Origin of the sequence: Simplicispira psychrophila DSM 11588 (assembly GCF_000688255.1) — a bacterium.
GTDB lineage: Bacteria > Pseudomonadota > Gammaproteobacteria > Burkholderiales > Burkholderiaceae_C > Simplicispira > Simplicispira psychrophila.
Genome location: NZ_JHYS01000010.1, coordinates 41,956 through 66,701, shown reverse-complemented (window position 1 = coordinate 66,701; position 24,746 = coordinate 41,956). Strand labels below are relative to the sequence as shown.

16 protein-coding genes and 1 tRNA gene are annotated in these 24,746 nt (G+C 60.9%); 4 read left to right on the top strand and 13 right to left on the bottom strand.

What is annotated here, in order from left to right:
* Nucleotides 1-4 precede the first annotated feature (4 nt).
* From pgm to Q390_RS18290, 9 genes are read right to left on the bottom strand one after another with little or no spacing between them, the layout of a single operon-like run.
* Nucleotides 5-1,675, bottom strand: coding sequence for a phosphoglucomutase (alpha-D-glucose-1,6-bisphosphate-dependent) (gene pgm, locus Q390_RS0111490; protein WP_027996191.1), 1,671 nt, complete (start codon nt 1,673-1,675; stop codon nt 5-7).
* Entirely contained in the window at nt 1,672-3,801 is a 2,130-nt protein-coding gene (gene tkt / locus Q390_RS18305; protein ID WP_037472830.1) for a transketolase, read from the bottom strand. The genes pgm and tkt overlap by 4 nt, the downstream gene beginning before the upstream one ends.
* Nucleotides 3,798-4,781 carry a 2-deoxy-5-keto-D-gluconate 6-phosphate aldolase domain-containing protein gene (locus Q390_RS18300; protein ID WP_051603197.1) on the bottom strand — a complete coding sequence of 328 codons (984 nt, stop codon included), beginning with the start codon at nt 4,779-4,781 and terminating at the stop codon, nt 3,798-3,800. The genes tkt and Q390_RS18300 overlap by 4 nt, the downstream gene beginning before the upstream one ends.
* On the bottom strand, nt 4,778-6,493 hold the full coding sequence (gene pgi / locus Q390_RS0111475; protein ID WP_037472829.1) for a glucose-6-phosphate isomerase: 1,716 nt from the start codon (nt 6,491-6,493) through the stop codon (nt 4,778-4,780). The genes Q390_RS18300 and pgi overlap by 4 nt, the downstream gene beginning before the upstream one ends.
* The gene (tal, locus tag Q390_RS0111470; RefSeq protein ID WP_027996189.1) at nt 6,490-7,581 is read right to left on the bottom strand and encodes a transaldolase; all 1,092 of its coding nucleotides are present in this window, start codon (nt 7,579-7,581) and stop codon (nt 6,490-6,492) included. Before tal ends, pgi begins: the two co-directional genes overlap by 4 nt.
* On the bottom strand, nt 7,578-8,279 hold the full coding sequence (locus Q390_RS0111465) for an HAD family hydrolase (RefSeq protein ID WP_211250453.1): 702 nt from the start codon (nt 8,277-8,279) through the stop codon (nt 7,578-7,580). Before Q390_RS0111465 ends, tal begins: the two co-directional genes overlap by 4 nt.
* Complete coding sequence (gene zwf, locus Q390_RS18295; RefSeq protein WP_037472824.1) at nt 8,276-9,727, bottom strand: glucose-6-phosphate dehydrogenase; 1,452 nt, start codon at nt 9,725-9,727, stop codon at nt 8,276-8,278. The genes Q390_RS0111465 and zwf overlap by 4 nt, the downstream gene beginning before the upstream one ends.
* A 3-nt stretch (nt 9,728-9,730) precedes the next feature.
* A complete protein-coding gene (gene gnd, locus Q390_RS0111455) occupies nt 9,731-10,768 on the bottom strand; it encodes a phosphogluconate dehydrogenase (NAD(+)-dependent, decarboxylating) (RefSeq protein ID WP_027996187.1) in 1,038 nt (345 codons plus the stop codon).
* A complete protein-coding gene (locus Q390_RS18290; protein WP_051603196.1) occupies nt 10,753-14,550 on the bottom strand; it encodes a GH36-type glycosyl hydrolase domain-containing protein in 3,798 nt (1,265 codons plus the stop codon). The genes gnd and Q390_RS18290 overlap by 16 nt, the downstream gene beginning before the upstream one ends.
* Nucleotides 14,551-14,836: 286 nt before the next feature.
* Between Q390_RS18290 and Q390_RS0111445 the strand changes: the two genes are divergently transcribed.
* Nucleotides 14,837-17,965, top strand: a complete 3,129-nt coding sequence (locus tag Q390_RS0111445; protein ID WP_027996186.1) for a DEAD/DEAH box helicase — start codon at nt 14,837-14,839, stop codon at nt 17,963-17,965.
* A gap of 263 nt (nt 17,966-18,228) precedes the next feature.
* On the opposite strand, the gene Q390_RS0111440 is transcribed toward Q390_RS0111445, so the two are convergent.
* Together Q390_RS0111440 and Q390_RS0111435 are read right to left on the bottom strand one after the other, a co-directional pair.
* Nucleotides 18,229-18,489, bottom strand: coding sequence for a hypothetical protein (locus Q390_RS0111440; protein ID WP_027996185.1), 261 nt, complete (start codon nt 18,487-18,489; stop codon nt 18,229-18,231).
* Nucleotides 18,490-18,663: 174 nt separating this feature from the next.
* Nucleotides 18,664-18,748: transfer RNA gene (locus tag Q390_RS0111435), tRNA-Leu, on the bottom strand.
* Nucleotides 18,749-18,786: 38 nt separating this feature from the next.
* Here Q390_RS0111435 and cysM point away from each other — a divergent pair.
* The 3 genes from cysM (at nt 18,787) to Q390_RS0111420 (ending at nt 20,575) form a co-directional block, all read left to right on the top strand.
* Nucleotides 18,787-19,689 carry a cysteine synthase CysM gene (cysM, locus tag Q390_RS0111430; protein ID WP_027996184.1) on the top strand — a complete coding sequence of 301 codons (903 nt, stop codon included), beginning with the start codon at nt 18,787-18,789 and terminating at the stop codon, nt 19,687-19,689.
* Nucleotides 19,690-19,763: 74 nt separating this feature from the next.
* Nucleotides 19,764-20,330 (top strand): NUDIX hydrolase, encoded by a 567-nt coding sequence (locus tag Q390_RS0111425; RefSeq protein WP_027996183.1) that lies wholly within the window; start codon nt 19,764-19,766, stop codon nt 20,328-20,330.
* A gap of 17 nt (nt 20,331-20,347) precedes the next feature.
* Nucleotides 20,348-20,575, top strand: a complete 228-nt coding sequence (locus tag Q390_RS0111420) for a sulfurtransferase TusA family protein (RefSeq protein WP_027996182.1) — start codon at nt 20,348-20,350, stop codon at nt 20,573-20,575.
* Nucleotides 20,576-20,599: 24 nt separating this feature from the next.
* Here the strand turns inward: Q390_RS0111420 and Q390_RS19145 are convergent, their stop codons facing one another.
* Together Q390_RS19145 and Q390_RS0111410 are read right to left on the bottom strand one after the other, a co-directional pair.
* Nucleotides 20,600-22,993 carry a DUF262 domain-containing protein gene (locus tag Q390_RS19145; RefSeq protein WP_027996181.1) on the bottom strand — a complete coding sequence of 798 codons (2,394 nt, stop codon included), beginning with the start codon at nt 22,991-22,993 and terminating at the stop codon, nt 20,600-20,602.
* The gene (locus Q390_RS0111410; RefSeq protein ID WP_051603195.1) at nt 22,990-24,696 is read right to left on the bottom strand and encodes a DUF262 domain-containing protein; all 1,707 of its coding nucleotides are present in this window, start codon (nt 24,694-24,696) and stop codon (nt 22,990-22,992) included. The genes Q390_RS19145 and Q390_RS0111410 overlap by 4 nt, the downstream gene beginning before the upstream one ends.
* Nucleotides 24,697-24,746: the final 50 nt, after the last annotated feature.

The following is a 24,746-nucleotide window of genomic DNA, read 5'->3' as shown; positions in this document are numbered from 1 at the left end:
CCTTTCAGGGCTGGCTGCTGCCCGCGCCTGACGGAGCGATGGCATGGTCGACCAGAGCTTGCGCTTCTTGCAGCAGAGCTTGCAGGTGCTCGGCGTCTTTGAAGCTTTCGGCATAAATTTTGTAAATAGCCTCTGTGCCCGAGGGCCGGGCGGCAAACCAGCCATTTTGGGTACTGACTTTGATGCCTCCTATCGGGGCGCCGTTGCCGGGTGCCGTGTTTTGCACGCTGCTGATTTTTTCGCCGGCCAGTTGTGTGTTGTGGATGTCTTGCGGGGTTAGCGCGGCCAGACGTTTCTTTTGCTCTGGCGTGGCGGGTGCCTCTACCCGATCCTCCAGCGGCAGGCCCAGTTCCTGGCCCAGCTGGGCATACAGCTCCGCCGGATTACGGCCACAGCGGGCCGTGATTTCAGCCGCCAGCAAGGCTGCCGTGATGCCGTCCTTGTCGCTGGTCCACACGTTGCCGTCGCGGCGTAAAAAGGCGGCGCCGGCACTTTCTTCACCACCAAAGCCGAGTGCGCCTGCCAACAGACCGGCAGAAAACCATTTGAAGCCCACCGGCACTTCCAACAAGGTGCGGCCGAGGCGGTTGCAGACACGGTCGATCAACTGTGTACTGACCACGGTTTTGCCCACGGCGGCGGTGGCCGGCCATTGCGAGCGGTGCTGAAAGAGGTAGTCGATCATGACCGCCAAGTAATGGTTGGGCGGCAACAGCCCCTCTGGCGTGACGATGCCGTGGCGGTCGTGGTCGGTGTCGCAGGCCAGCACCAGGTCAAAGTGGTCTTGGCAGTCGATCAGGCGCTGCATAGCGTAGGGCGAGGAGGGATCCATGCGGATGCGCCCGTCCCAGTCCAGGGTCATGAAGCGAAAGGTCGGATCCACCGTGTCGCTGAGCACCGTCAGGTCGATGCGGTATTGCTCGGCAATGCGCGCCCAGTAATGCACGCCGGCGCCGCCCAGCGGATTGACGCCCAGGTGCAGCTGGCTGCTGCGGATCAGCGCCATGTCCACGGCGTTGGCCAAGTCGCTGACATAAGCGCTCAAATAGTCGTGGCGGTGGGTGGTGGCAGCGTGCAGCGCCTTGGCATAGGCCATGCGTTGCACGCCAGCGAGCTTGTTCTCCAAAAAATTATTGGCCCGGCTCTCTATCCATTCGGTGACGGAAGTATCCGCAGGCCCGCCGTGCGGCGGGTTGTACTTGAAGCCACCGTTGTCGGGCGGGTTGTGCGAGGGCGTGACGACAATGCCGTCGGCCAGGCCGGTGGTGCGGCCGCGGTTGTGCACCAGGATGGCGTGTGAGACTGCCGGCGTGGGGGTGTATTCGTCGTCCGTGGCCAGTACCACTTCAACGCCATTGGCGGCCAGCACCTCCACGGCGCTGGCGCTGGCCGGTGCCGACAGCGCATGGGTATCGCTGCCGCAATACAGCGGGCCGGTGATGCCGTGGCTGCGCCGATAGTCGCAGATGGCCTGGGTGATGGCCAGTACATGCCATTCATTGAAGGTGGTGTCGAACGCCGAGCCACGGTGCCCCGAGGTGCCAAAGGCTACCCGCTGCGCGGACACGCCCGCATCTGGAACGAGCGCGTAGTACGCCGTCACCAGTCGAGGCACGTTGACCAGCAGCGCGGGCGGTGCCGGCTGGCCGGCAAGGGGACTGATGAGGGTGCTCATACCGGGTTCAACTTTGTTTTTTTATCCACTGGCGCGTGCAGTGCACATTGTTTTTTGGCGGCATCGACGACATGGACCACGGTGAAACCAAAATGCGCCTCGACCTGTTCTCTGGGTGCCGACAGTCCAAAGGAATGCATGCCGATCTTGCTGCCCTGTGGGCCGACGTAGCGATCCCAGCCCAAGGTGGCGGCCTCTTCGACCGAGACCCGCGCCAGCACTTCGGGCGGCAGTACTGCGTGGCGGTAGTCTGTGCTTTGCGCTTCAAACAAACCCCAGGATGGCATGCTGACTACGCGCGCCGCAATGCCTTCGCTTTGAAGTTGCTCAAAGGCCTGGATGCACAGCGCCACCTCGCTGCCCGTGGCCAGCAGCAACACCTCGGGCTGGCCACCCGGTGCATCGGCCAGGATGTAGGCGCCGCGCGCTACGCCGCTGGCGCTGGCATAGCGGGTGCGGTCCAGCGTCGGCAGTGCTTGACGTGTCAGCACTAGGCTGGCCGGGCGGTCTTTCAGGGCCATCACCACGCGCCAGGCCTCTAGCACTTCATTGGCGTCGGCCGGGCGCAGCAGTACCATGCCGGGCATGGCCCGAAACGATGCCAGTTGCTCGATCGGTTGGTGTGTCGGGCCATCCTCGCCCAGGCTGATGGAGTCGTGCGTCCAGATATAAATGACCGGAATGCCCATGAACGCCGCCAGCCGGATGGCGCCACGGCAATAGTCAGTAAAAATGAAAAAACCCGACACATAGGCGCGCAGCCGGGAGAGCGCCATGCCACTGCCTATGGCGCACATGGCATGTTCACGGATGCCGAAATGCAGATTGCGCCCGGCGTAATCGTGGCGATTATCAGGCTCATCGAAGTGGCCGTCGGGTGCTTGAAATTCCCCTGCAAAGGGAAAGCGCAAATTGGTTTTGGTCGATGGCCAGAGGTCGGCGGCACCGCCCATCAGCCAGGGCATATGGGCAGCGATGGCGTCCAGCACCTTGCCCGATGCGTCGCGTGTCGCCAGTCCCTTGGCATCGGTCGGGAAGGCCGGCAAATGCTGCGCCCAGTCCTCGGGTAGATCGCCCCGCTCCATCCGCTCGATCTGGTCGGCCAGATCGGGGTATTGCTCGCGGTAGGCCGCAAATTGCCGCTCCCAGGCCTGGCGCGCCGCGCTCCCGTTTTTGCCGAACAGCGCGCTGAAATGGGCCTGCACGCCCTCTGGGACATCAAATTGCACGTCCGGATCGGCACCATAAAACTGCTTTGCCAAACGCACCTCTTCCGTGCCCAGGGGTTCGCCGTGCGCTTCGCGTGAGTCGTGCTTGTGGGGCGCGCCGTAGCCGATGTGGCTGTGGACGATGATCAGGGTGGGTCTGTCTTTGGTGATGTGAAAGTACAGATAGGCGTCTGTCAAAGCCTCCAGGTCATTGGCGTCGGCCACCTCTAGCACGCTCCAGCCATAAGCGGTAAAGCGCGCGCCGACGTTTTCCGTGAAGGTGATGTCGGTAGAGCCCTCGATGCTGATCTGGTTGGCGTCGTAAATCCAGCACAAATGGGAGAGTTGCAAGTGTCCAGCCAGCGAAGCGGCTTCGCTGGCCACGCCTTCCATCATGTCGCCGTCGCTGCACAGTGCGTAGGTTTTGTGGTTGAACAAGGCAAAGCCAGGACGGTGGTACGTGGCGGCCTTCCACTCTTGTGCAATCGCCATGCCAACGCTGGTGGCAGCGCCCTGGCCCAGCGGCCCGGTGGTGGTTTCCACGCCACCAGTCCAGCCGTACTCCGGGTGGCCGGTACAGCGGCTACCCACTTGGCGAAAGGTTTTCAGATCGTCCAGGGTGACAGCCGGACCAGCGGACTGGCCAGTGCGCGGCCCGGTGGACTGCACGTCGCACAAGAACAACAGGCTGTAGAGCAGCACCGAGGCGTGGCCGGCTGACAGCACAAAACGGTCGCGGTTGGGCCACTCGGGCTGGGCGGGGTCATAAGTCAGGAAGCGTTGCCACAACACGTAGGCGGTGGGCGCTGCACCCATGGGCGTGCCCGGATGACCGGATTGCGCCTTTTGCACGGCATCGATGGACAGCGTGCGCAGCGTGGTGATACACAGCGCATCCAGAGAGGCGGTTTTGCTCATGTCGATGCTCCTGCAGAGTGCACGGCGGATGCCGCCGGTATTGCCGGTACCCTTTCGGCATCGTTTCTGGCCCGAAGACCCTGTTCAAAAATGGTGATCCATCGGCGATAGCGTTCGGCAACGTGGGCCACGCCTTGCAAGCGCGTTATTTTTTGCGCTTCAACATCGGCTACGGCATCCCAGAACGTGGTGCGACCAACGGCAAAGCCGATAAACCCGGGCACGCTGGCCGCCGTACTCAGCCAGTGCTCGACTTGTGCGATGTCGGCACCCCGTCCGAGCACGATGCAGTGCGTGTGGTGGCGCCCGCCGCGCTGCACTTGCGCGACGATGCGCTCGCAGTCTGCGCGTTGGTCCAGTCCCTCGATTTTCCAGAGCGTCGGCTCTATGTCGGCATCCTGCAACTGGCCGATGGCTTGCAGCATCAGATCGCAACGCAACTCCACGTCGTAGGCTTTCTTGTCGCCTTGCACGCTGGCCAGTTGGGCGGCGGTGGCCGGCACCAACAGCTCAAACATGAAGCCGCAGCTGCTGCGCTGGCAATAGTCCGAAAGCTTTTTCAGGTGCTCGCGCTGGGCGGCATTCACTGCGGCATCGCCGGCCGGGTTGTAGCGCACCAGTACTTTGGCGTAGGTCGGATGGAAGGCTTCAATGTGGGCGGCAAAGTCGTTGCCATATTCAAATTGAAAGTCATCCTGACCGCTTTTCTCGACCGACACGGCGGTCACAAAACCCCGTGCCTGCGCGTCGCGGAGCAGGGCGGCGCCAAACTCTTCGTCCACCAGAATGCCGGCATCGGCTTGTGCCAAGCCCGTGCCTACCGCTGCCTTGAAGCCGTCGTAGATCAGTTGCTTGCTGGCCGCCACGTGGTCGTGCTGTGTGTCACTCAAAGGCGGGTCAAAGTGGAACATGCCCTTGATGTAAGAGTGCCGGTGGTCAAAGGGCAGCAGATAGAGCGGTTTGATCGTTGCCGTGGTCATGGTGATTCCTTGCGCAGACGGCGATAGCGCTGCATCAGCGTGTGGGTGGAGCTGTCATGCACCTGCGGCTGCGGCTGCGGCTGTGCCGGTGCCGGTGCTGGTGCTGGTGCTGGCTCGGCGGGGCTTTCCAGCGCTACTGCAGTGCGCTGCGCCAAAACCTTGCCCAGCTCGACGCCCCATTGGTCAAACGAGTCGATGTTCCAGATGACGCCTTGCGTGAATACGCTGTGCTCGTACAGCGCCACCAGCGCCCCCAAGCTGGCGGGGGTGAGTTGCTCGGCCAGCACGGTGTTGCTGGGGCGGTTGCCTTCCAGCGTGCGGTGCGGCACTAACCAGTTGGGGCAGCCGTCGGCGGCGACTTCGCTGGCCGTCTTGCCAAAAGCCAGCGCCTCGGACTGGGCAAAAAAACTGGCCATCAGCAGGTTTTGCTGCTCACCCAGCGGCGCCAGGCTGCGGCAAAAACCGATGAAATCACACGGCACCAGCCGTGTGCCCTGGTGCAGCAACTGGTAGAACGAATGCTGACCATTGGTGCCCGGCTCGCCCCAGCAGATCGGCGCCGTGTCATAGGCCACGCGCTGGCCGTCGAGCGTCACATGCTTGCCATTGCTCTCCATCGTCAGTTGCTGCAAATACGCCGGAAAGCGATGCAGGTATTGGCTGTAAGGCAGCACCGCCAGCGTGCGGGCACCCAGAAAATTGTTGTTCCAGACGGCGATCAAGCCCATCAGCACTGGCAGATTTTTCTCCAGTGGTGTGTGCAAAAAATGCTCGTCCATTGCGCGAAAGCCCGACAGCATCTGCTGAAAATTTTCTGGGCCGATGGCCACCATGGTGGACAGGCCAATCGCCGAATCCATCGAGTAGCGCCCGCCGACCCAATCGCTGAAGTGAAACCGGTTGTCCGGTGCAATGCCAAATTTCGCCACTTCCTCGGGATTGGCCGACACCGCCACAAAATGCTGCGCCAGAGTAGCGTCATCCCCCAGCGCCTGCACCACCCAGGCGCGTGCGGCATGGGCGTTGGTCATGGTCTCCAAGGTGGTGAAGGTCTTGGAGCAGACGATGAACAGCGTTTCAGCGGCGTCCAGGTCGCGCGTGGCTTCCAACAGGGCAGCAGGATCGATGTTGGAGACAAAGCGCAGCGTCAGCTCGCGCTGGCTGTAGTGGCGCAGCGCCTCATAGGCCATCACCGGGCCCAGGTCTGAGCCGCCAATACCGATGTTGATGACGTTGCGGATGCGCCGGCCGGTGCTGCCTTTCCAGGCGCCGCAGCGCACCGCGTCGGCAAAGCGGCCCATGTGCGCCAGCGTTTCGTGCACCGGGCCCACCACGTCTTCGCCATCGACCATGATTTTTTCGCCCGCCGGCGCGCGCAGCGCCGTGTGCAATGCAGCGCGGTTTTCCGTGCTGTTGGCGGTATCGCCGCGGAACATGGCGTCACGGCGCTGCGGCAGATTGCATTCCAGCGCCAGCGCCAGCAGGCAGTGCAGCGTCTCGTCGGTGATGCGGTTTTTGGAGTAATCCAGATACAGACCGGCGCCTTCTGCGGCAAAGCGCTTGCCGCGCTGCGGGTCTTGGGCAAACAGCTGGCGCAGATGCACCGTGCCGATGCGGGCGTGGTGTGCGGCCAGCGCCTTCCAAGCGGGCCGTTCCGTCAGCGTCAGGGGGCGGGTGGCGGGTACAGCGGTGGGCGTGGAGACCGTGTTCATGGGTTTTCCTTGGCGAGCAATGCCGCGCTCTTTTTTTGAATGCTGTCCAGCAAGGCCTTCCACGACTTGGAGAAGGCCGCTGTGCCTTCCTCCTGCAACTGCGTGGCCAGCGCCGTATCGTCCACACCAGCCTGGCGAAAGGACGCCAGCACTGCCTCGGCGTCGCCGCCGTTCAGCGGCATAGCAGTGCCGGTTTGGCCATGGTCGGCAAAGGCGTGCAGGGTTTTTTCTGGGATGGTGTTGATGGTGTCGGGCGCCGCCAGTGCATCTAGGTACAGCGTGTCGGAAGCAGCGGGGTCTTTAGTGCCGGTACTGGCCCACAACAGGCGCTGCGGACGAGCGCCGGCCGCCGCCAGTTTTTGCCAGCGCGGTGAGGCCAGCAGTTCGCGGTACGCCTGATAGGTCTGCTGGGCCACGGCAATGCCCAGGCGGTTGTGCAGCGCGGCGGGCACGGCATCCTGCACCGCCACATCCCAGCGACTGACAAACAGCGAGGCCACCGAAGCCACCTCGGGGCTGAGCCCGGCCTCAAGCCGCCGCTCGATGCCGCGCAGGTAGGCCTCTGCCGCAGCCAGATACTGGGCGCGTGAAAACAGCAGCGTGACGTTGATCGGTACGCCGGCAAAAATCGACTCTTCAATGGCCCCGATACCTTGCGGTGTGCCCGGAATCTTGATGAACAGATTCGGTCGTTTGGCCTGTGCGTGCTGCTGCGCAGCGGCCTGGATGCTGCCCGCTGTATCGCTGGCCAGCAGGGGCGATAACTCCAGCGACACCCAGCCATCGACGCCCCCGGTGGCTTGGTGGATGTCCTGAAACAGATCGGCCGCTTGGCGCAGATCTTCCAGCGCCAGCTCAAAGAACAGCGCTTCGCCCGACAGGCCGGACGCTGTCAGCTGGTGAATTGCCGAATCGTAGGCATCGCCTTGGCCGATGGCGTGCTCAAAAATGGTCGGATTGGAGGTCAACCCGGTGACAGAAAAATCGCTGATGTAGCGTGCCAACTCGCCACTGGTCAGCAAGCTGCGCGAGATGTTGTCCAGCCAGAGCGATTGCCCCATGGCATGGAGTTTTTCAGTGGGGGTCATAGTTTTTTCTCCAGAAAATCTGCCGCCTGGAACTGCATCAGGTCGCCAATGTGCTCGACGCTGATATCCGCGGGCGGGTAGCGCTCTGCCTGGGTGCTGTCCATTGCGTAGTGCCCCTGGCGCGGGAACACGCTGGTCAGCCGCTCTTGCAAAATGCTTTTCATCTCCGCCAGCAGGCGCAGCTTGTCATCCACCACCACGTAGTGCCGCGCCGGAAAATGCCGCTGCACGGCGTCCAGCCGCTGCTCTTTGTGGATGTAGATCAGCACCCGCCCCTCGACGGCCGCCCACAGGCCCGAGCGCAGTACCTTGTGCGGCTGAAACACCACATCACCATCCGACAAGATGACCGTGGGCCCCAAGGTGCTGAGGTGTTTGACCACCTCCAGTGCCTGCGGATAGAGCCGATTGGCAAACGGGTAGTCGATTAGGAAACTGGACATTTGCAGCAGGCGTGCATCGTCTTCAATGTCCTGTTCCGCTTCTAGGCGGTAGCGCTGCAAGGCGCCCAAATAATCGGCATAGCCGCGCTCTTGGCGCAGGTGCTCAAAAATCACCCAATAACGCTGTGCGCTGGCCGCACCGAATTGGCGCTCCAGGTGCCCGTGCAGGTCGGTGGTGATCTGGTCGTTATCGAGCAGCGTGTTGTCCACGTCGAGCAAAAACACGATGTCATTCATCTCGTTCATGTCATTCATGGGGTGGCCCTCGGTGGTGGTGGTGCTGGTGCTGGTGCTGGTGCGGGTGCTTCAGGGTTGTGCCAACCGCCGCAGGCGGCTATCAGGGCATCGGCCTCGGGCGGGCCCCAGCTGCCCGGCGGATAAGGCAATGCCGGCGCGTGGTCGGTCAAGACCGGATTGACCACGGCCCAAGCGGCTTCCACCGCTTCTTGGTTGCTGAACAGCGTGGCGTCGCCCTCCATGGCGTCGCCCAGCAGGCGTTCATAAGGCAGATCGTGTCCCAGTGAAATTTCGCTCAGATACAGCTCGCGCTGCTGGCCGACAAACGACTCGCCAGCGCATTTGACGCGGGTGGCCAGGGCAATCGCCGGGTCGGGCGAGAGCCGGAAACGCACATAGTTCGCCTGCGTCCTGTGCGCATCGGCATCGTCAAACAGACGCTGCGGCGGTGGTTTCAGGTGCACGCGCACTTCGGCTGCCGTGTTGGCCAGCTTCTTGCCCGAGCGCAAAAACCAGGGCACGCCATGCCAGCGCCAGGAGTCAATCCACAGCCTGAGCGCGCAAAAAGTTTCCACGTCCGAGTCGCTGGCCACATGCGGCTCGTTGCGGTAGCCGATGTATTGGCCGCGCACCAAGTCACCCGGCACCAGCGCCCGCATGGCATAAAAGACATTCGCCTTGGCCTGTTGCACCGCCTTGAAGCCTTGGAATGCCGGGGGCTCCATGGCCAGCAGCGCGACGATTTGCAGCATGTGGTTTTCCACCACGTCACGCAGGCAGCCAGCGGTTTCATAGAAGGCGCCGCGCTCCTCAATACCGAAACTCTCGGCCAACGTGATCTCGACACTGGCAATGTTGTCGCGGTTCCACAGCGGCTCAAAAAAGGAGTTGGCAAAGCGAAAGTAGAGGAGGTTCATCAACGCCTCTTTGCCCAGGTAGTGGTCAATGCGGAAGATGGCGTTTTCTGCAAAAGCCGATTGCGCGATACGGCTGAGTTCTTGCGCCGACGCCAGATCGCGGCCAAACGGCTTTTCGACAATGATGCGGGCCTGCTCTGTCAGACCCGCGCTCTGGAGTCCCTGGATGACGACGGTGAACAGCGAGGGCGGAATGGCCAGGTAATACGCGGGTCGCTGGGCATTTTTCAGCGCCGCTTTGATCGCTGAAAAAGTCTCTGCCGCGCGGTAGTCGCCGTGCACATAAAAAAGCAGGGCCAGCAGGCGCTCGCACACGGCCGGGTCGTCCATGCCGGTTTCTTCTTGCAGACTTTTGCGCGCCTGCTGGTGCAGTTGCTCGCGCGTCCAGTCGCTTGCGGCCACGCCAATCACCGGCACCGACAAAGCGCCGTTTTTGACCATGGCATACAGCGCTGGAAAGATTTTTTTGAACGCCAGATCACCGCTGATGCCAAAGATCACCAAGGCGTCTGAGTGCGCTGGGGGGCTGTGGGGGCTGTGCTCTGCCATGGCTTACGGCGCCTCCTTGTCTGGCGTTTTCTCCAGGTGGCCACCAAAGCCGTGGCGCATGGCAGACAAGATCTGGTCGGCAAACCCGGCCTCGCCGCGCGACGCAAAGCGGGCATACAAGGCTGCACTGAGCACCGGCGCCGGCACGGCTTCGTCGATGGCTGCGGCCAGCGTCCAGCGCCCCTCGCCCGAGTCAGATACCCGGCCGCCGTAGGCCTTAAGTTGCGGGTCTTGCGCCAGCGCTGCGGCCGTTAAATCCAGCAGCCACGAGGCAATCACGCTGCCGCGCCGCCAGACCTCGGTGATGTTGGGCAGATCCAGGTCGTATTGATAAAACTCGGGGTGGCGCAGCGGCGTGGTTTCGGCGTCGCTGATCTCGTTGGTGTGACTGGATTGGCCGACGTTGGCGTGGTGCAGGATGTTCAGACCCTCGGCATAAGCCTGCATCATTCCGTATTCGATGCCGTTGTGCACCATCTTCACAAAGTGCCCAGCGCCGTGCGTGCCGCAATGCAAAAAGCCTTGCTCGGCACTGCTGCTGCCGGCGGTGCGCCCGGGCGTAGGCGTGTCGGCCTCCACGCCCGGTGCCAGCGCCGTGAAGATCGGCGTGAGCCGGCGCACCACGGCGTCCTCGCCGCCAATCATCTGACAGTAGCCGCGCTCCAGCCCGGCCACGCCGCCGCTGGTGCCCACATCCACGTAATGGATGCCAGATTTTTGCAAAGTGGCGGCGCGTCGAATGTCGTCGCGGTAGTAAGAGTTGCCGCCGTCGATCACGGTGTCACCGGGCTGGAGCAGTGGTACCAGCGTGTCCAGCACCGAATCGACGATGGCGGCCGGCACCATCAGCCAAATGGCGCGCGGCGCCTCCAGTTGGGCCAGCAGTTCGGCCGGTGTGGCGGTGCCCACGGCGCCTTGGGCGACCAAGCGACTTACCGCGTCCGCTTGCGGGTCATGCACCACACAATGTTGTCCCTTTTCCAGCAACCGACTCACCATGCGTGAGCCCATACGTCCCAATCCGATCATTCCGATGTGCATGGCGGTGTCTCCGTCTGACTCTGGGGTTGCTTACGCACCGTAACCTGGACGGTGTGGGACAAACCGTCGTCTACCAGCGCAATGCGGTCGCCTTGCAGCACCTGTCCGTCCAGCACCACGGCGGCGGTGCCATCGGGGCTGCGGCAGCAGTGAATGTCGTAGTGTGTTTCACCAAAGTGGTACTGGATGTCAAGCGCATTCCAGTGCGCGGGTAGGAGAGGGCTGACGCGCAGCGTGTTGCCGCTGCACCGCAGGCCCAGCAGCGATTCGGTCAGCAGCTGGTACATCCACCCCGCCGAGCCGGTGTACCAAGACCAGCCGCCGCGCCCAGTGTGCGGAGGCAGGGCATAGACATCGCCGGTCACCACATAAGGCTCCACCTTGTAGCGCGCCACTGCGGCGGCGCTGTCGCCGTGGTGTGCCGGGTTGAGCAAGCTCAGCATCTCCCAGGCGCGTTCGGCATCGCCCAGAGCGGCAAAAGCCATGGCCACCCAGACGGCGGCGTGGGTGTATTGGCCACCGTTTTCCCGCACACCCGGCACATATCCCTGGATGTAGCCGGGGCTGGGATGGGAGGTATCAAACGGCGGCTGGAGCAACTTAATCAACTGCGCATCGCGTTGCACCAGTTGCTGGTTCACGGCCTCCATCGCCGCCCGGCCGCGCTGCGTGCTGGCAGCGCCGGACAGTACTGACCAGCTTTGCGCAATCGAGTCGATGCGGCATTCGGTGTTGGCCGCCGTGCCCAGCGGTGAGCCATCGTCAAACCAGGCGCGCTGGTACCAGTCGCCGTCCCAGGCCACGGCCTCGATACGCTGCACTAGCGCGCTGGCTTCGCGCTCGCAGAGGTCGGCAAATTCCCCGTCGCCGTGCTGGCGCGCCAGCGGTGCAAAACGGCCCAGCACAGTGACGAGAAAAAATCCCAGCCAGACACTTTCCCCTTTGCCTTCTGCGCCGACCAGGTTCATGCCGTCGTTCCAGTCGCCCGTGCCCATCAGCGGCAAGCCATGCGCGCCATAGCGCAGACCCCGGCGCACGGCGCGTACGCAATGCTCGTAAAGACTGGCGCTTTGTGCTGCGGTACGGGGCAGCTCGTAATTCGAGGCTTGCCCCTCCTTCAAGGCGCTGCCTTCCAGAAAGTGACAGGACTCGTCCAGCACGCCGGTATCCCCGGTGGCATCGACGTAGCGGCAGGTCACCAGCACCAGCCACAAATAGTCGTCAGAGCAGCGTGTGCGCACCCCTTTGCCCGACGGCGGGTGCCACCAGTGCTGCACATCGCCTTCGATGAACTGGCGGGCGGCGGCGCGCAGCAAATGTTCGCGTACCAAGGCGGGCTGGGCGTGCGTCAGCGCCATGACATCCTGCAACTGGTCACGAAACCCACACGCCCCGCTGGACTGATAAAACGCGGTGCGCCCCCACAAGCGTGCGGCGATCACCTGGTACAGCAGCCAGCCATTGGCCAGTGCATTCAGGTCTGCGTCAGGGGTTTGCACTTGCAGCGCGCCCAGGGTGCGCTGCCAATAATCGTGTACAGCGGCCAGCGCGGCGTCGGCGGCCTCGGCTCCGCGCCAGCGCTGCACCAGCGCCTGCGCTTCTCGCGCTGAGGTGCCACAGCCCAGACGAAAGATGGTGCTGCGCTCCTGCCCCGGCGCCAGCGTGAAGGCCACGCGCAGCGCCGCGCACGGATCTAGCGCGGCGCCGACCCGGCCCGACAACTGCGCTTGTGCCAAGGCCGCTGGCGCTGCCAGCGTGCCGTAGCGCCCTAAAAAATCACCCCGGTCGGCGCACACTGAAGCCGCGCCCGCATCCACATCAAAAAACGCCGTGCGGCTAGCAAAGTCGGTGTTGTAGCTGTTGCGCGCCAGCAGCGCGCCGGTGCCGGCGTCCAGTTCCGTCACGACGTGCATCAGCGTTTTGACACGTTCATCGCCCAGCACCCAATCCAGATAACCGGTGACCGACAACTCCCGCTGCTGCTCGGACTGGTTGTGCAGCTTGAGCACAACAAATTTGACTGGCGCGTCGATGGCCACGTACATGCACAGGTGCGACGCAATGCCCTCCTCGCAGTGCTCAAACACGCTGTAGCCAAAACCATGGCGCGTGGTGTAGGGCGCAGTGCTGCTGCGCGTGGGCAGCAGCGTGGGCGACCAAAAGCGCCCGCTGGCATCGTCGCGGATATAAAACGCCTCGGTATTGGCATCGCTGACCGGATCGTTTGACCACGGCGTCAGGCGAAACTCGTGCGCGTTTTCGCTCCAGCTGGTGGCGCTGCCGCTTTCGGACACCAGCGTGCCAAAGCCCGGATTGGCCAGTACATTCACCCAAGGCGCGGGCGTCATCTGCGCTGGCGAAACCGTGATGACGTACTCGCGTGCGTCCGCGCTAAAACTGCCCAGGCCGTTATCGGCGCCCACGCCGTGCGCCAACTGCTCAGCCAACGTGCCGCGCGCATCGCTTAAAACCAGTCGTGCGACGCTTTGCAGCAGGGTGAGGTCACCGTCATCCAACCGCGCGTTGTCCAGCACAAAAATACCACCCGGTTTGCCCAGCCACGCGGCATGGGCGCCGGCACCGAGCAGTTCTTGCACCTGCGCAAAAAGCGGGGGCGCGCACAGCAGCGCCAACTCCGTCCGAATGCCAAACGCACGCCAATACGCCTGCGCCTGCACCACCTGCTGCAACACCGGCGCCGGCGTGGCGGCACTGAGCTGGAGCAGCACGATCGGCACATCGCCAGAAATGCCAAACCCCCACAAATCCGACTGGCCACGGTGATTGCTGGCAATCGTGGCAGCGTCCGCGCGCAGAGCCGAGTTGGCATACACGATGGCGGCGGCGGCACGCTCGTACAGCTTCGCATCGGCTTCGCTGGCGCCCCACTGCGCCAGCGTGGTCTGACGGTACGCCGTGGCGTGTTCTTGCATCGGTTGCACAGCGCTGGCAGTGGCGTATTTTTGCGCCAGCGCCGTGCAGGCCTCCTGCGACGGCGCCGCACCGGTCAGCCAGTGCAGGGTGATGGACGCGCCGGGCGCCAGCGTGAAGGGCACGCGAATGGCAGCCACCGCATCCAGCACCGGGCCGTCGCTGCCCGATAAGGGTGCATCGCTTTGCAATGCCAGCGGGTCACGGGCAGAGCGCCCCCGACCGATGAAGCGCATCCGGTTGGTCTCATACGACACCTCGCCGAGCGTTACCTGTGCCGCATCGCTGGCGCCGGCCTGATCGACCAGCACCCGGTGAAACCACCAGCACCGCGTCTCCTGCGGCGTACTCGGGCGCCGGGTGGCAAAAATGGTGTGCAGCGCTGGGTCAATGCGCGTCTCCACAAACAGCTTGCTGAACGCCAGATGCGCCGCATCGGTCGCCGCCGGCGCCAGCACGATCTCGGCAAAACTGGTGGCGCTGAGTAAGCGCGGGCGGTCGGACAGATTGCGAATGCACACCCGACGCAACTCCACGTCATCGTCCGGCGACACCACCACCGTGCTGCGCACCTGGATGCCATCGTCCTCGCGCAAAAACTGCGCCGTCCCGGCCCCCAGAGTGCTTTGACAAGCCTCCGGGCGGTGCAAGGTCGGCTGCACGGTAGACGACCACACAACGCCGCTGGCGTTGTCGCGCAGATAGCAAAACGCGCCCCATGGGTCGCGCACCGCATCTTCTTGCCAGCGGGTCAGCGCCAGCCCATTCCACGCGCTATAGCCACTGCCGCTGTCGGTCAGCAAGGCGTGGTAGCGGCCATTGGAGAGAAGCAACACAGCAGGATCAGGCATGGCGTGGAGCGCACAGCGTGCAAGCGGGGAGGGTTCTCCACGCTACGCCCCAGTGCGCCGCCAGTCTTCTACCCAAGGAGCCGAAACCGGGTAGGACAACGCCGCCCCTCGCGGCGCTGGCAAGGCGTAATCAGAGAGGCTGTGTTTACTTTGTATTTGATAGCTATGAGCGCAAGTTGGGTATGGCTTAGAGGCTGATTTGACCCATATTTTGTTCTGCCGCCAATGCAGATGATTGAAGGGACTGCGTAACATCCGTAACCCCCATCGCCCGCAGGAGTAGAGATTGACCAGTGCACTGCCTTCGGGCTTCTATGACCTTTTGCTCACTGAGCGCGCGCACACAGCGCTGGATGCAGCGGCCAGCCAAGTTCACCCTCTTGGTATTGCCGACAGCGCACGCTTGGCCGAAGTGCTGCACCGCCAGCTGGCCGGTGTGCTCAATGACTTGGCAGATGGCGGCCAGATAGAGCCGCAGCTGGCGCTGGTCAATGGCCTGCTGACCGAGTTGCGCCGCCGGCTGGCGCCTGAGTCGGCCGAAGTGCTGGACCTGATTGCTGTCCCGCCGCGCGTGTTGACATCGGTGTTGCACCACGGCGTACACCCCGAGGCGCCGCAGACCGGCTTGGCGACGCCGTGGCTGTTCACGGCCGGCAAAGGCACGCCGTCGCTGCTGAGCGAACTGCGCCGCGAGCTGAGCGCCGTCGGGCAGGTGGATATTTTGGTCAGCTTCATCACCGTGTCGGGCGTGCGCAAGCTGCGCGACGTGCTCACGCGCATCACCGCTGTGGGGGCTGACGGCAAACCACCGGTACGGCTGCGCGTGCTGACCACCACCTACATCGGTGCGACCGACGCCGCCGCAGTCCATGAACTCGCCAGCCTGCCCGGCTGCGAAGTGCGTGTGTCACTCGATGGACGCCGCACGCGGTTGCACGCCAAAGCTTGGATATTCCGGCGCGCTACGGGGTTTGGTTCAGCTTATGTCGGCAGTGCCAACCTGACCGGCGCAGCGCTGGCCGGTGGCCTGGAATGGACGGTGAAATTCACCGAACGCACGCAAGGCGAGCTCTACACCCGCGCCATTGCGCACTTCGACACCTTGTGGGAAGACCCGGAATTTGAGCATTACGACCCAGCCAATACCGAGCACCGCACCGCGCTGGAGCAAGCCTTGGGCCGCGAGTCGGGACAGTTGGGGCAGTCCAGCAGCCTGACGTCGTTCTTTGAGCTCCAGCCCAAAACCTACCAGCAAGACATGCTGGAGCAACTGGCCAACGAGCGCGCCCATGGCCGCATGCGCAACCTGCTGGTGGCCGCGACCGGCACCGGCAAAACCGTGGTGGCCGCCTTCGACTACCGCCGAAGCTGCCAACAACTGGGACACCCGCCGCGCCTGCTGTTCGTAGCGCACCGCATCGAAATCCTGCAACAAGCCCTGCGCACCTACCGCGAAGTGCTGCGCGACGGCAGCTTCGGCCAGCTGCTCAGCGGCCACCACCAAGCCGACAACCACAACCACCTTTTCGCCACTATTGACACGCTGAGCACGCGCCGGCTGCTGGACACTTTGGGCGCGGACTACTGGCACACAGTGGTGATGGACGAATGCCACCGCATTGCCAGCCACCGCTTCGACGCCCTTGCCACGGCGATCCAGCCAACGATTTTGCTGGGCCTGACCGCCACGCCCGAGCGCACCGACGGCCAGCCGATCCACCGCTATTTCAACCAACGGCCCGACGGTAGCCCGGCAGTCGAACTGCGCCTGTGGGATGCGCTGGATTTGCAACTGCTGGCACCGTTTGAGTACTACGCCTGCGACGACGCGACCGACTTTTCTGCCGTGCCGTGGAACCGCGTCGGCGAGCAGCAGGCCGTCGCCAACTTGGTCAGCAACAACGATGTGCGTGCCAAGCTGGTGCTGCGCGAATGGGCGCGCCTGAGCGCCAACCCGCGCGCCAGCCGGGCGCTGGTGTTTTGCGTGTCGGTGGAGCACGCCCTTTTCATGGCCGACTTTCTGTGCCGCGCTGGCCTGCCCGCCGCGTGCGTGCACGGCAACACCGCCAGCGACGAGCGCACCCGTACGCGCCAGCGGCTGGAGTCGGGCGAACTGTGTGCGCTGGTCACCGTGGATTTGTTCAATGAAGGTATTGACCTGCCGACGGTAGACACCTTGCTGCTGCTGCGCCCAACGCAAAGCGCCCTGCTGTTCCAGCAGCAACTGGGCCGCGGGCTGCGCTTGAGCGCGAACAAAGAAAGCTGTTTGGTGCTGGATTTTGTCGGCCAGCACAACGCCGCATTTCGCTACGACCGGTTGCTCTCCAGCATCACCGGGCAATCGCGGCGCGTGTTGATTGACAGCCTGGAGCACGAGTTTTCGGCCCTGCCTGCCGGCTGCCATATCCAGCTACAGCACCAAGTACGCCAGCGCGTGCTGGCCCATCTGAAAAGCCATGTGAACCAAGGCTGGCGCAACCTGCAACGCGAATTGCAGGCCCTGACTGCGCTGCAAGGTAAGCCGCCGGTTTTGGCGGAATTTCTGCACGAGCAAGGGCTGGAGCTATCCGACATCTACCGCGATAGCGGGCGCGCAGGTTGGTCCGCACTGCGCCGCGATGCGGGCCTGCTGGTGTCTGAGCCAGGGCCCGAGGAAGCCTATTTTTCTCGGCGCTTTGCCAGCCTGTGCCACCGCGACGCACCAAACCAGATTGACGCCCTGCGCCTGGGTGCTGAACGCGCCGCTGCACCCCATACGTCTTTGAGCTCCCATGACGCCGCTCTGGTGCAAATGCTGGCCTACCAAGTGGACGGCACCAGCAGCCAAGTCGGCGGCCCCGTGCCATTTCTGACGCGCCTGGGAAGCAATCCGAACGCCATCACCGAACTGCGCGAACTCGCCGACGTGTTGGAAGTGCGCAGCACCCTGCCATCGGTGCCGCTGCCGGGGTTGGAAGCCACACCGCTGCTGTTGCATGGCCAATACAGCTCACGCGAAATTCAAACCGCCGTCGGCTGGCTGACGGATGTCGCCCGACCCGCCGCGCGCGAAGGCGTGCTGCGCCTGAAAGCCCAGCGCATTGAACTGATGTTTGTCACGCTGGATAAAAGCAGCGGCTACCACGAGACGGTGAACTATCACGACTACGCCATGAGCCCATCGCGCTTTCACTGGCAAAGCCAGAACAGCGCTGCGCCAGAAACGCACATCGGTCAGCAATACCTGAACAGCCCCGGCAACGGCTGGCGCTTCCAGCTATTTGTCCGCGCCGACCGCAAATCGCCGTTCATTGCCTGCGGACCGGTGCACTTGGTGGAGAGCACTGGTGCCCGTCCGATGAATATCGTCTGGCAGTTGACAACCCCGCTGCCCGCGCGGCGGTTTCGGGAGTTCAGCGTGTTGCGCGGGGCATAGCTGTTTTATACCCAATACGTTTTCAATTCAAAAACGATGGTTCTTATTTTGAAAACACCCCTGGCGCCGCCCATCTTGAGTGATGGCGCGGGGGCGTGAGTTGATTGGCTTCCAGACCACGACTGGATTGGAATTGCGGATGTCGTAGATCGCGGCCACCTGACGAATGAGATAAACCGGGTGCTACCCGCGTTGCCTCCAGATCAAAATCAATTGAGCTGATCTGTTATTTCTTGCTTAGTGAGAATCCCTGTGGTCTTGTTTTAATCAATCTCACTCAGTCGCTGGTTCGAGCTATCTAAGGCTTCTGCGGTCTGGCTCAGTTGCTGCTCAATCTCTGCTGTGCGCTTCACTGCAGCCTGTAAGTCAACCTCGTCTCCCTGCTTTGCCACTTTCGTGGACAGCACGGCATGAACTACTACCAACTCGTTGGCAGAAGATTTGATCTGCTCGGCAGCTTCGATGTTCTGATTGAGCACATCGGAAATTGCTGCGTCTTTAGATTGCGTCGTTTTAGTAGCCATAAGAAGACTTTAGTGTGGAAAACATTTGGACTTGAGGGACCATCACGATCCCTTTGCCGGTATGTCATGGTACGAGGTGAGGGGAAGTGAGGTGACGTGAGACAAAGAAAAACCCGCTACACCTATGAGATGTAGCGGGTTTGATCCGTCTTGATGCTATCTGGGAGTATCAGATGGTGCCCGGGGCCGGAATCGAACCGGCACTCCTTTCGGAGGGGGATTTTGAGTCCCCTGCGTCTACCAATTTCACCACCCGGGCGGTATTTGTGAAGACGCGAATTATGGCACAGTACGCGCATGAAATATCAGACGATTGAAGATACTGTCGGTGCCACGCCCTTGGTGGCGCTGCAACGCATTGGTGCGCAAGACAACGCGGCGCGTGGCAATGTGATTTTGGGCAAGCTGGAGGGCAACAATCCGGCGGGCTCGGTCAAAGACCGTCCGGCGCTGGCGATGATCCGCCGCGCCGAGGAGCGCGGCGAAATTGCCCCCGGCGACACGCTGATCGAAGCGACGTCTGGCAACACCGGCATTGCGCTGGCGATGGCCGCCGCCATCAAGGGCTATCGCATGGTGCTGGTGATGCCGGAGGACTTGTCCATCGAGCGCGCGCAGACCATGAAGGCGTTTGGTGCCGAGCTGGTGCTGACACCCAAAAGCGGCGGTATGGAATACGCGCGTGACTTGGCGCTGAGCATGGTCAAGCAGGGCAAGGGCCGGGTGCTCGACCAGTTTGCCAACCCCGACAACCCGCGCATCCATTACGAGACCACCGGCCCCGAATTGTGGGAGCAGACTGGCGGGCGCATCACGCACTTTGTCTCGGCGATGGGCACCACCGGCACCATCACCGGCGTGTCGCGCTACCTGAAAGAGAAGAACCCCAACGTGCTGATCATTGGCGCGCAGCCGCAAGAGGGCTCGCGCATTCCGGGCATCCGAAAGTGGCCCGAGGCGTATATGCCGGCGATTTACGACCCGCGCGCGGTCGATGAGCTGATGCTGGTCAGCCAAGACGACGCCGAGGACATGTGCCGGCGTCTGGCGCGCGAGGAAGGGATTTTTGCCGGCATTTCGGCCGCCGGCGCCTGCTGGGTGGCGCAGCAGATTGCGCTGCGCGAGCACGATGCGCACATTGTGTTTGTGGTTTGCGACCGGGGTGACCGGTATTTGTCTACTGGCGTGTTTCCGATGTAAAACGGATAAATAATGGCCAAATATGCCTCTAGCCCTTTAGATATATGCGCTAACAGCTATTAAATTCATAGTATATGAATGACGCTTTAGCTTACCAAACCCGCTTTTGCACCCACTGCGCCACGCCGTTGGCGCTGATCACGCAGGCCGAGGACAGCGGCGATGTCGAGCGCCTGCGCTGCCCGGCCTGTGGTTGGACGCACTGGAACAACCCGACGCCGGTGCTGGCGGCGGTGGTCGAGTTGGACGGGCGCATTCTGCTGGCGCGCAATGCCGCTTGGAAGATGCCAGCGTTTGGCCTGATCACCGGCTTCATGGAAGCGGGCGAAACGCCGCAAGAGGGCATTGCGCGCGAGATCAAGGAAGAAACCAGCCTGGACGTGGACATCAGCGCGCTGCAACTGATTGGCGTCTACGACTTCCAGCGCATGAACCAAGTCATCATTGCCTTCCACACGTTGGCCCGCGGCACCGTGCAGCTGTCGCCCGAGCTGGTCGATTACCGCTTGGTGCGGCCCGAGCGCTTGCAATGCTGGCCGGCGGGCACCGGCTACGCGCTGGCCGATTGGTTGCGCGGACGCGGCATTGAGCCAGAGTTTGTGGATTTTTTCCGCACCGAGAATGCAGACCTTAAAGACTGAAGATTGAAGAACACCCCATGGACATCCACACCGAAGTTGACACGCGCGGGCTGAACTGCCCGCTGCCTATTTTGAAAGCCAAAAAAGCGCTGGCCGGCATGGAGAGCGGCCAGTTGCTCAAGGTGGTGGCGACCGATAACGGCTCGCTGCGCGATTTTCAGGCGTTTGCCAAACAGACCGGCAACGAGCTGGTGGAGCAGCAGACGGTGGGCAAGGAGTTCATCCACATCCTGCGCCGGCGCTGAGGGCAATGCTGCTAAAAATCAAAATTAGAGCCCTGCTACTGTCAGCTCTCGCAGCAGTTGCGCACCCAGCGCAAGTCGGTCTTCAGTGTCAATGCCATTTTTTTGCTGTACAGCGTGTAGCAAATTTTGAATTTGATAGCCGGGGTGCTTACTTACTACGCTCTCAAATACTAGGCGTTGTTGGGCATCTGCCGGGAGGTTACTGAACTGCCATCCGGCGTCCACGCACTGAATCTTGATCCCACTTTTGCGCAACTTAAGGTGGCGTGCATCAGTTCCATCGCCAGTAAAACAGCGAGGCCAATCGTCATTGCCAATCTGCTCTGCAGTCAGGCCTGCCAACTCAGTCAAGACCAAAAGGTAGCTATCAAAGTGGTAACCACGCAAATCACAGGAAGTACCTTGGAGCATGCACATTGCATAACCAGCACCAGGGCCGATGACGTGATTGCCTAAATAGCCTTGGCGCATCGCTTCGTACTTCACCATGTAGTAGCGCCAGTCTTTTGGTACGGCTAGGTTGTTTAAAAAATCGTTTATGACAAATTCCAGCGTCTTTCCAAAAGCCAAGTCGTCCAGCAAAGCCATTAAAGGCGCGCAGGTTGGATGATCCTCCCCTTTTCTGGCACGAAATAGGTTTTCCCATGGGTCTCGTTGCTGAGGAGCACCCAAGTAGGCAAGACGATAGCCAGCATTGCGCGACCGGCCACGGCCTTCGTGGCCTTTGGTTAGCAGTGCGGCGGTGACTTGGCTGTAGGGTGATGCGAAAAGCAGGGGGAATTGTGTAGCGCGGCGCTCAAAGATGGTACCTGCCTGCCCTGGATCCAAATCAAAGACGGTCAGTCCGCCACGTAGCAGATCATGGTCTTCCAGTTGGTGCAAAGTTTCTTGCAGTGCAGGGTGGGCAGCCAAAAAGCGACACTTTATCTGCTCGTTAGCCACCTGCACTTGGTTGAAGGTCTTGATGTCATCGAGCAGCCCTCCAGCCATGACGCTTTCCACTTCAGCAAGCAAACTTGGCATGTTATTGGGCCAACCAGCACGAATTTCGGCCCGTGATGCCTCCGTCAGATTGCGCAGTAGACGCAGACGCTGCTGGAAATCCTCCGTAGGCATTGATGCTATGTAGCCGCACAGCACACCGTAAAAAAGCAAGGTGTGCGCCAGAGTCCAGGTGCGGGTGCCATACATCTCGCAGCAGGCGTGCAGCATATCCACACCAATGCGAGACTCATCAAAATCTTTGAAATTGAAAACGCGCAAGGGTTGAGTAGCAGATGCCTCAGCACGACTAAAGAGCTGCTTGAACATAGGCTCGATAGCGCGGCGACGGTTAATTCCGCTGGCATCAGCTTCTATCCAAATATCCAGTGCTTGCACCATCCAGTCTGTATGCGTACTGGCCTGTGCAGCCTTGTTACTCAAGAGGTATTCAGCCAAGTCGGTCAGCGCTTGTCGGTCAGTTTTTGACTGATCAATGTCGCAGCCTGCTTTCCACGCCAGCACTTCAGCAAGAAAGCGAAAGTAGCGCATAAATTTTTCGTCTATCGCTTGGCTTTTTCCTCGATAAGACCAGAAAAGATCCGTCCAATCGGTGTCGATTTTGTGCGAAAAACCGACCTGCATCTCCTTGGGGATAGCTGGATTGGCGCGCATCAGTGCTTCCAGTTCGGCTTTGAAGTTTTCAAAATCAGTCAGCGGCCTGCCCCGTGAGTTCATCTTCACGTACAGGGTGGTGTCTTGGCTTTGCGCCTGAACGGGTAGCAAGTGAAAGCGAATTGCGGCGTGGGTGGGATGGATCAGCCGCTCCCAGTGTGCGTACCGCCTTTCCGGTGGTGAATTGCTGTAGCGCTGGTGCAATGCGTCCAACATCACCAGCATGCCTTGGATGGTGGGGTCGTGCTTCCAAGTGGGCAAATAGCGAGTCTGGTCTTTCAGATAGCGGGTCTGGTCTTTCAGCCACTCAGATATTGTGGTTTGCTCCATGTCGGGACGGCAATTGGTCAGAAACTGGCAGAACTCCCGTCCGCCGGGGCGGGTGGAGTAGCTAAAGGCGTGCCAAGACTGCTTGATATTCTTGGTTTCGGGGATGTGCCACGCCAGATAGCAGTGCAGCAAAAAGAGGGTGGTTAGGCGTTGCTGGCCATCCAGAGGGTACAGAGTGCCGTCCACCACATCGCCAAATACAAAATCCAAGTCAATACCGTTTTGGCTCTCTAGTGCGGCATACATGCTATCGATGAAACGCTTGCGGATTTCCTCCACCTGCACGCTGTGGCGTCCTTGGGCGTAGTCGCGCTGGATAAGCGGGATTTCTATAGCCCGAATTTGAGCCTGTTCAAACAGCTGGGCCAGACTGGTATGAAACGAAGGGGCGTTGGAGGTCGAGGCGGCTATCGTCATGGCAGGAGCATTCATTGCAGGTAGGGAGCCAGTTGAGTTTTTATTTCCTGCAAATATTCCGCCTTATCCGCACTGCCCCAAAAATGAGGGTGCAGACCATCTGCTTGGGTGTAGTACTTCAGGAATACATTACGGGTTGCCGCTGGGATGTAATAACCGTCCTTGTCCATCGCCAATATTTTTTGCCGCTTGACCTCGAATACCGAGTTGCTCAGAGCGGCATTGTCTCCACGGGATAGCAAGGCCAAGTTAGCGATGGTGTGGTCAGCACCTTCATCGTCAAGAGTCAGAATTTTTTGTATCCGCGCCGCTAAGGCGTGAAAACGCTCACCAAAACGGGAGTTATGAATATCTGGGAGAGCATCGTCGATCTCGTTGATCAAAGACGGGATATCAGACGCATTGTTGACCGTCTGAATAGCTACCAGAGCTTTGCGGTGTTCAATCAGCCAAGTGTTCCACTCCTCAGCACGGTTCAGGCTTTGCGCGTTCTGCGCGTGGATGTGTTCTAACGTCCAGTCTTGCCCCACATGCTTTTCAAACGGAAATCGTTCACGACAGACTTGTACGTTGAACAGCAGCAGTATTTGCTGCAGTGCGCTGGAGTCGCCCTTGGCGCCTTCGTAGCGCAGGCCTTCATCCAGATTGTCGGCACTGACTTTCAGCATATTTTTGATCTGCTCGATCAGCCACACATCAAAAGCGCTTTTATTTCTCTCTAAGGCGCAGCGCTGGATGTGTCCAATAGACATGCCACACGTCACCAGAAAACCGATTTTGTTATATGCGCGTGAATCCTCAAACCAACCAAGAATCTGGGCGTGCAGTGTCTCCACTTCTCGCCAGAATAGTAGGCTATCGCTCTCCGCTCGCTCGCGTAATGTATCGAAGGTGTGATAGCGAGGTGCTGTGCCGCTGACAGGATTTTTCTGCTGCGCCAATGTGTCTAACAACAAGCTGATGCGTGTGCCATAGCGATCATCGTCTTGTACGTTTCCCGCAACGAAGGCCCATATCTCAGTGCGCTGCAAATCGCGCTCCATGCCGTCCCATTGCGCAGCGATTTCGGTTTCACGTCCGGGTTTGCTTTTAGCAACGCTTGACAGCAACACTGCCTTGAGGAGTTCGGCATCTGTCAAAGGGATACGCCCCTGATTTAGACGGGTAAACAGAGGAATGGGCTTTTCGCTGGCTGGCACCTCGTACCAGATGACGCGCACTGAGGTGCATAGAAACCGGAAAATTTCATCGATTAAGAATTGCTTGTATTGCGCGCCCAGTTTATTTTCAAACCAGTCGGCAATAGTGGTGTGGGCTCTATGGAGGTGGAAGTAGTCAATATTGCTGTCCGCCTGCGCCGGATCCAAACTTGCCAGATATGACTGGCTGCCAGTACGAGTTGCGTATTCGAGGGTATAGCGCGCATCTCCTTTCTGCATAAAACGCAGAATCAACCAGAGAGTTGTGAGCCGCTGCTGGCCGTCAATCAGCTCCCAAGCACCATCTTCCCGCTTTTTAACAACGACCGGTTGCAAGCTATAGGGCTTGCCTTCGGTTTCCCAGATATCGTCAAGCAGTTTTTTGATTTCGTCTTCAGTCCAGCGGTAGCCGCGCTGGTAAGCAGGAATGAAAAAAACCCCCTCGATGCCCGTGGTTGGCCTCCTACTGACAGAGTCGATACCAAAACCTATGGTTCTGTGTTCCAGTTTGTAGTCCATCTTTTGCTGCTCTTTGGTATTTAAAAAATCTTGCACGCTTAGCTGATTTA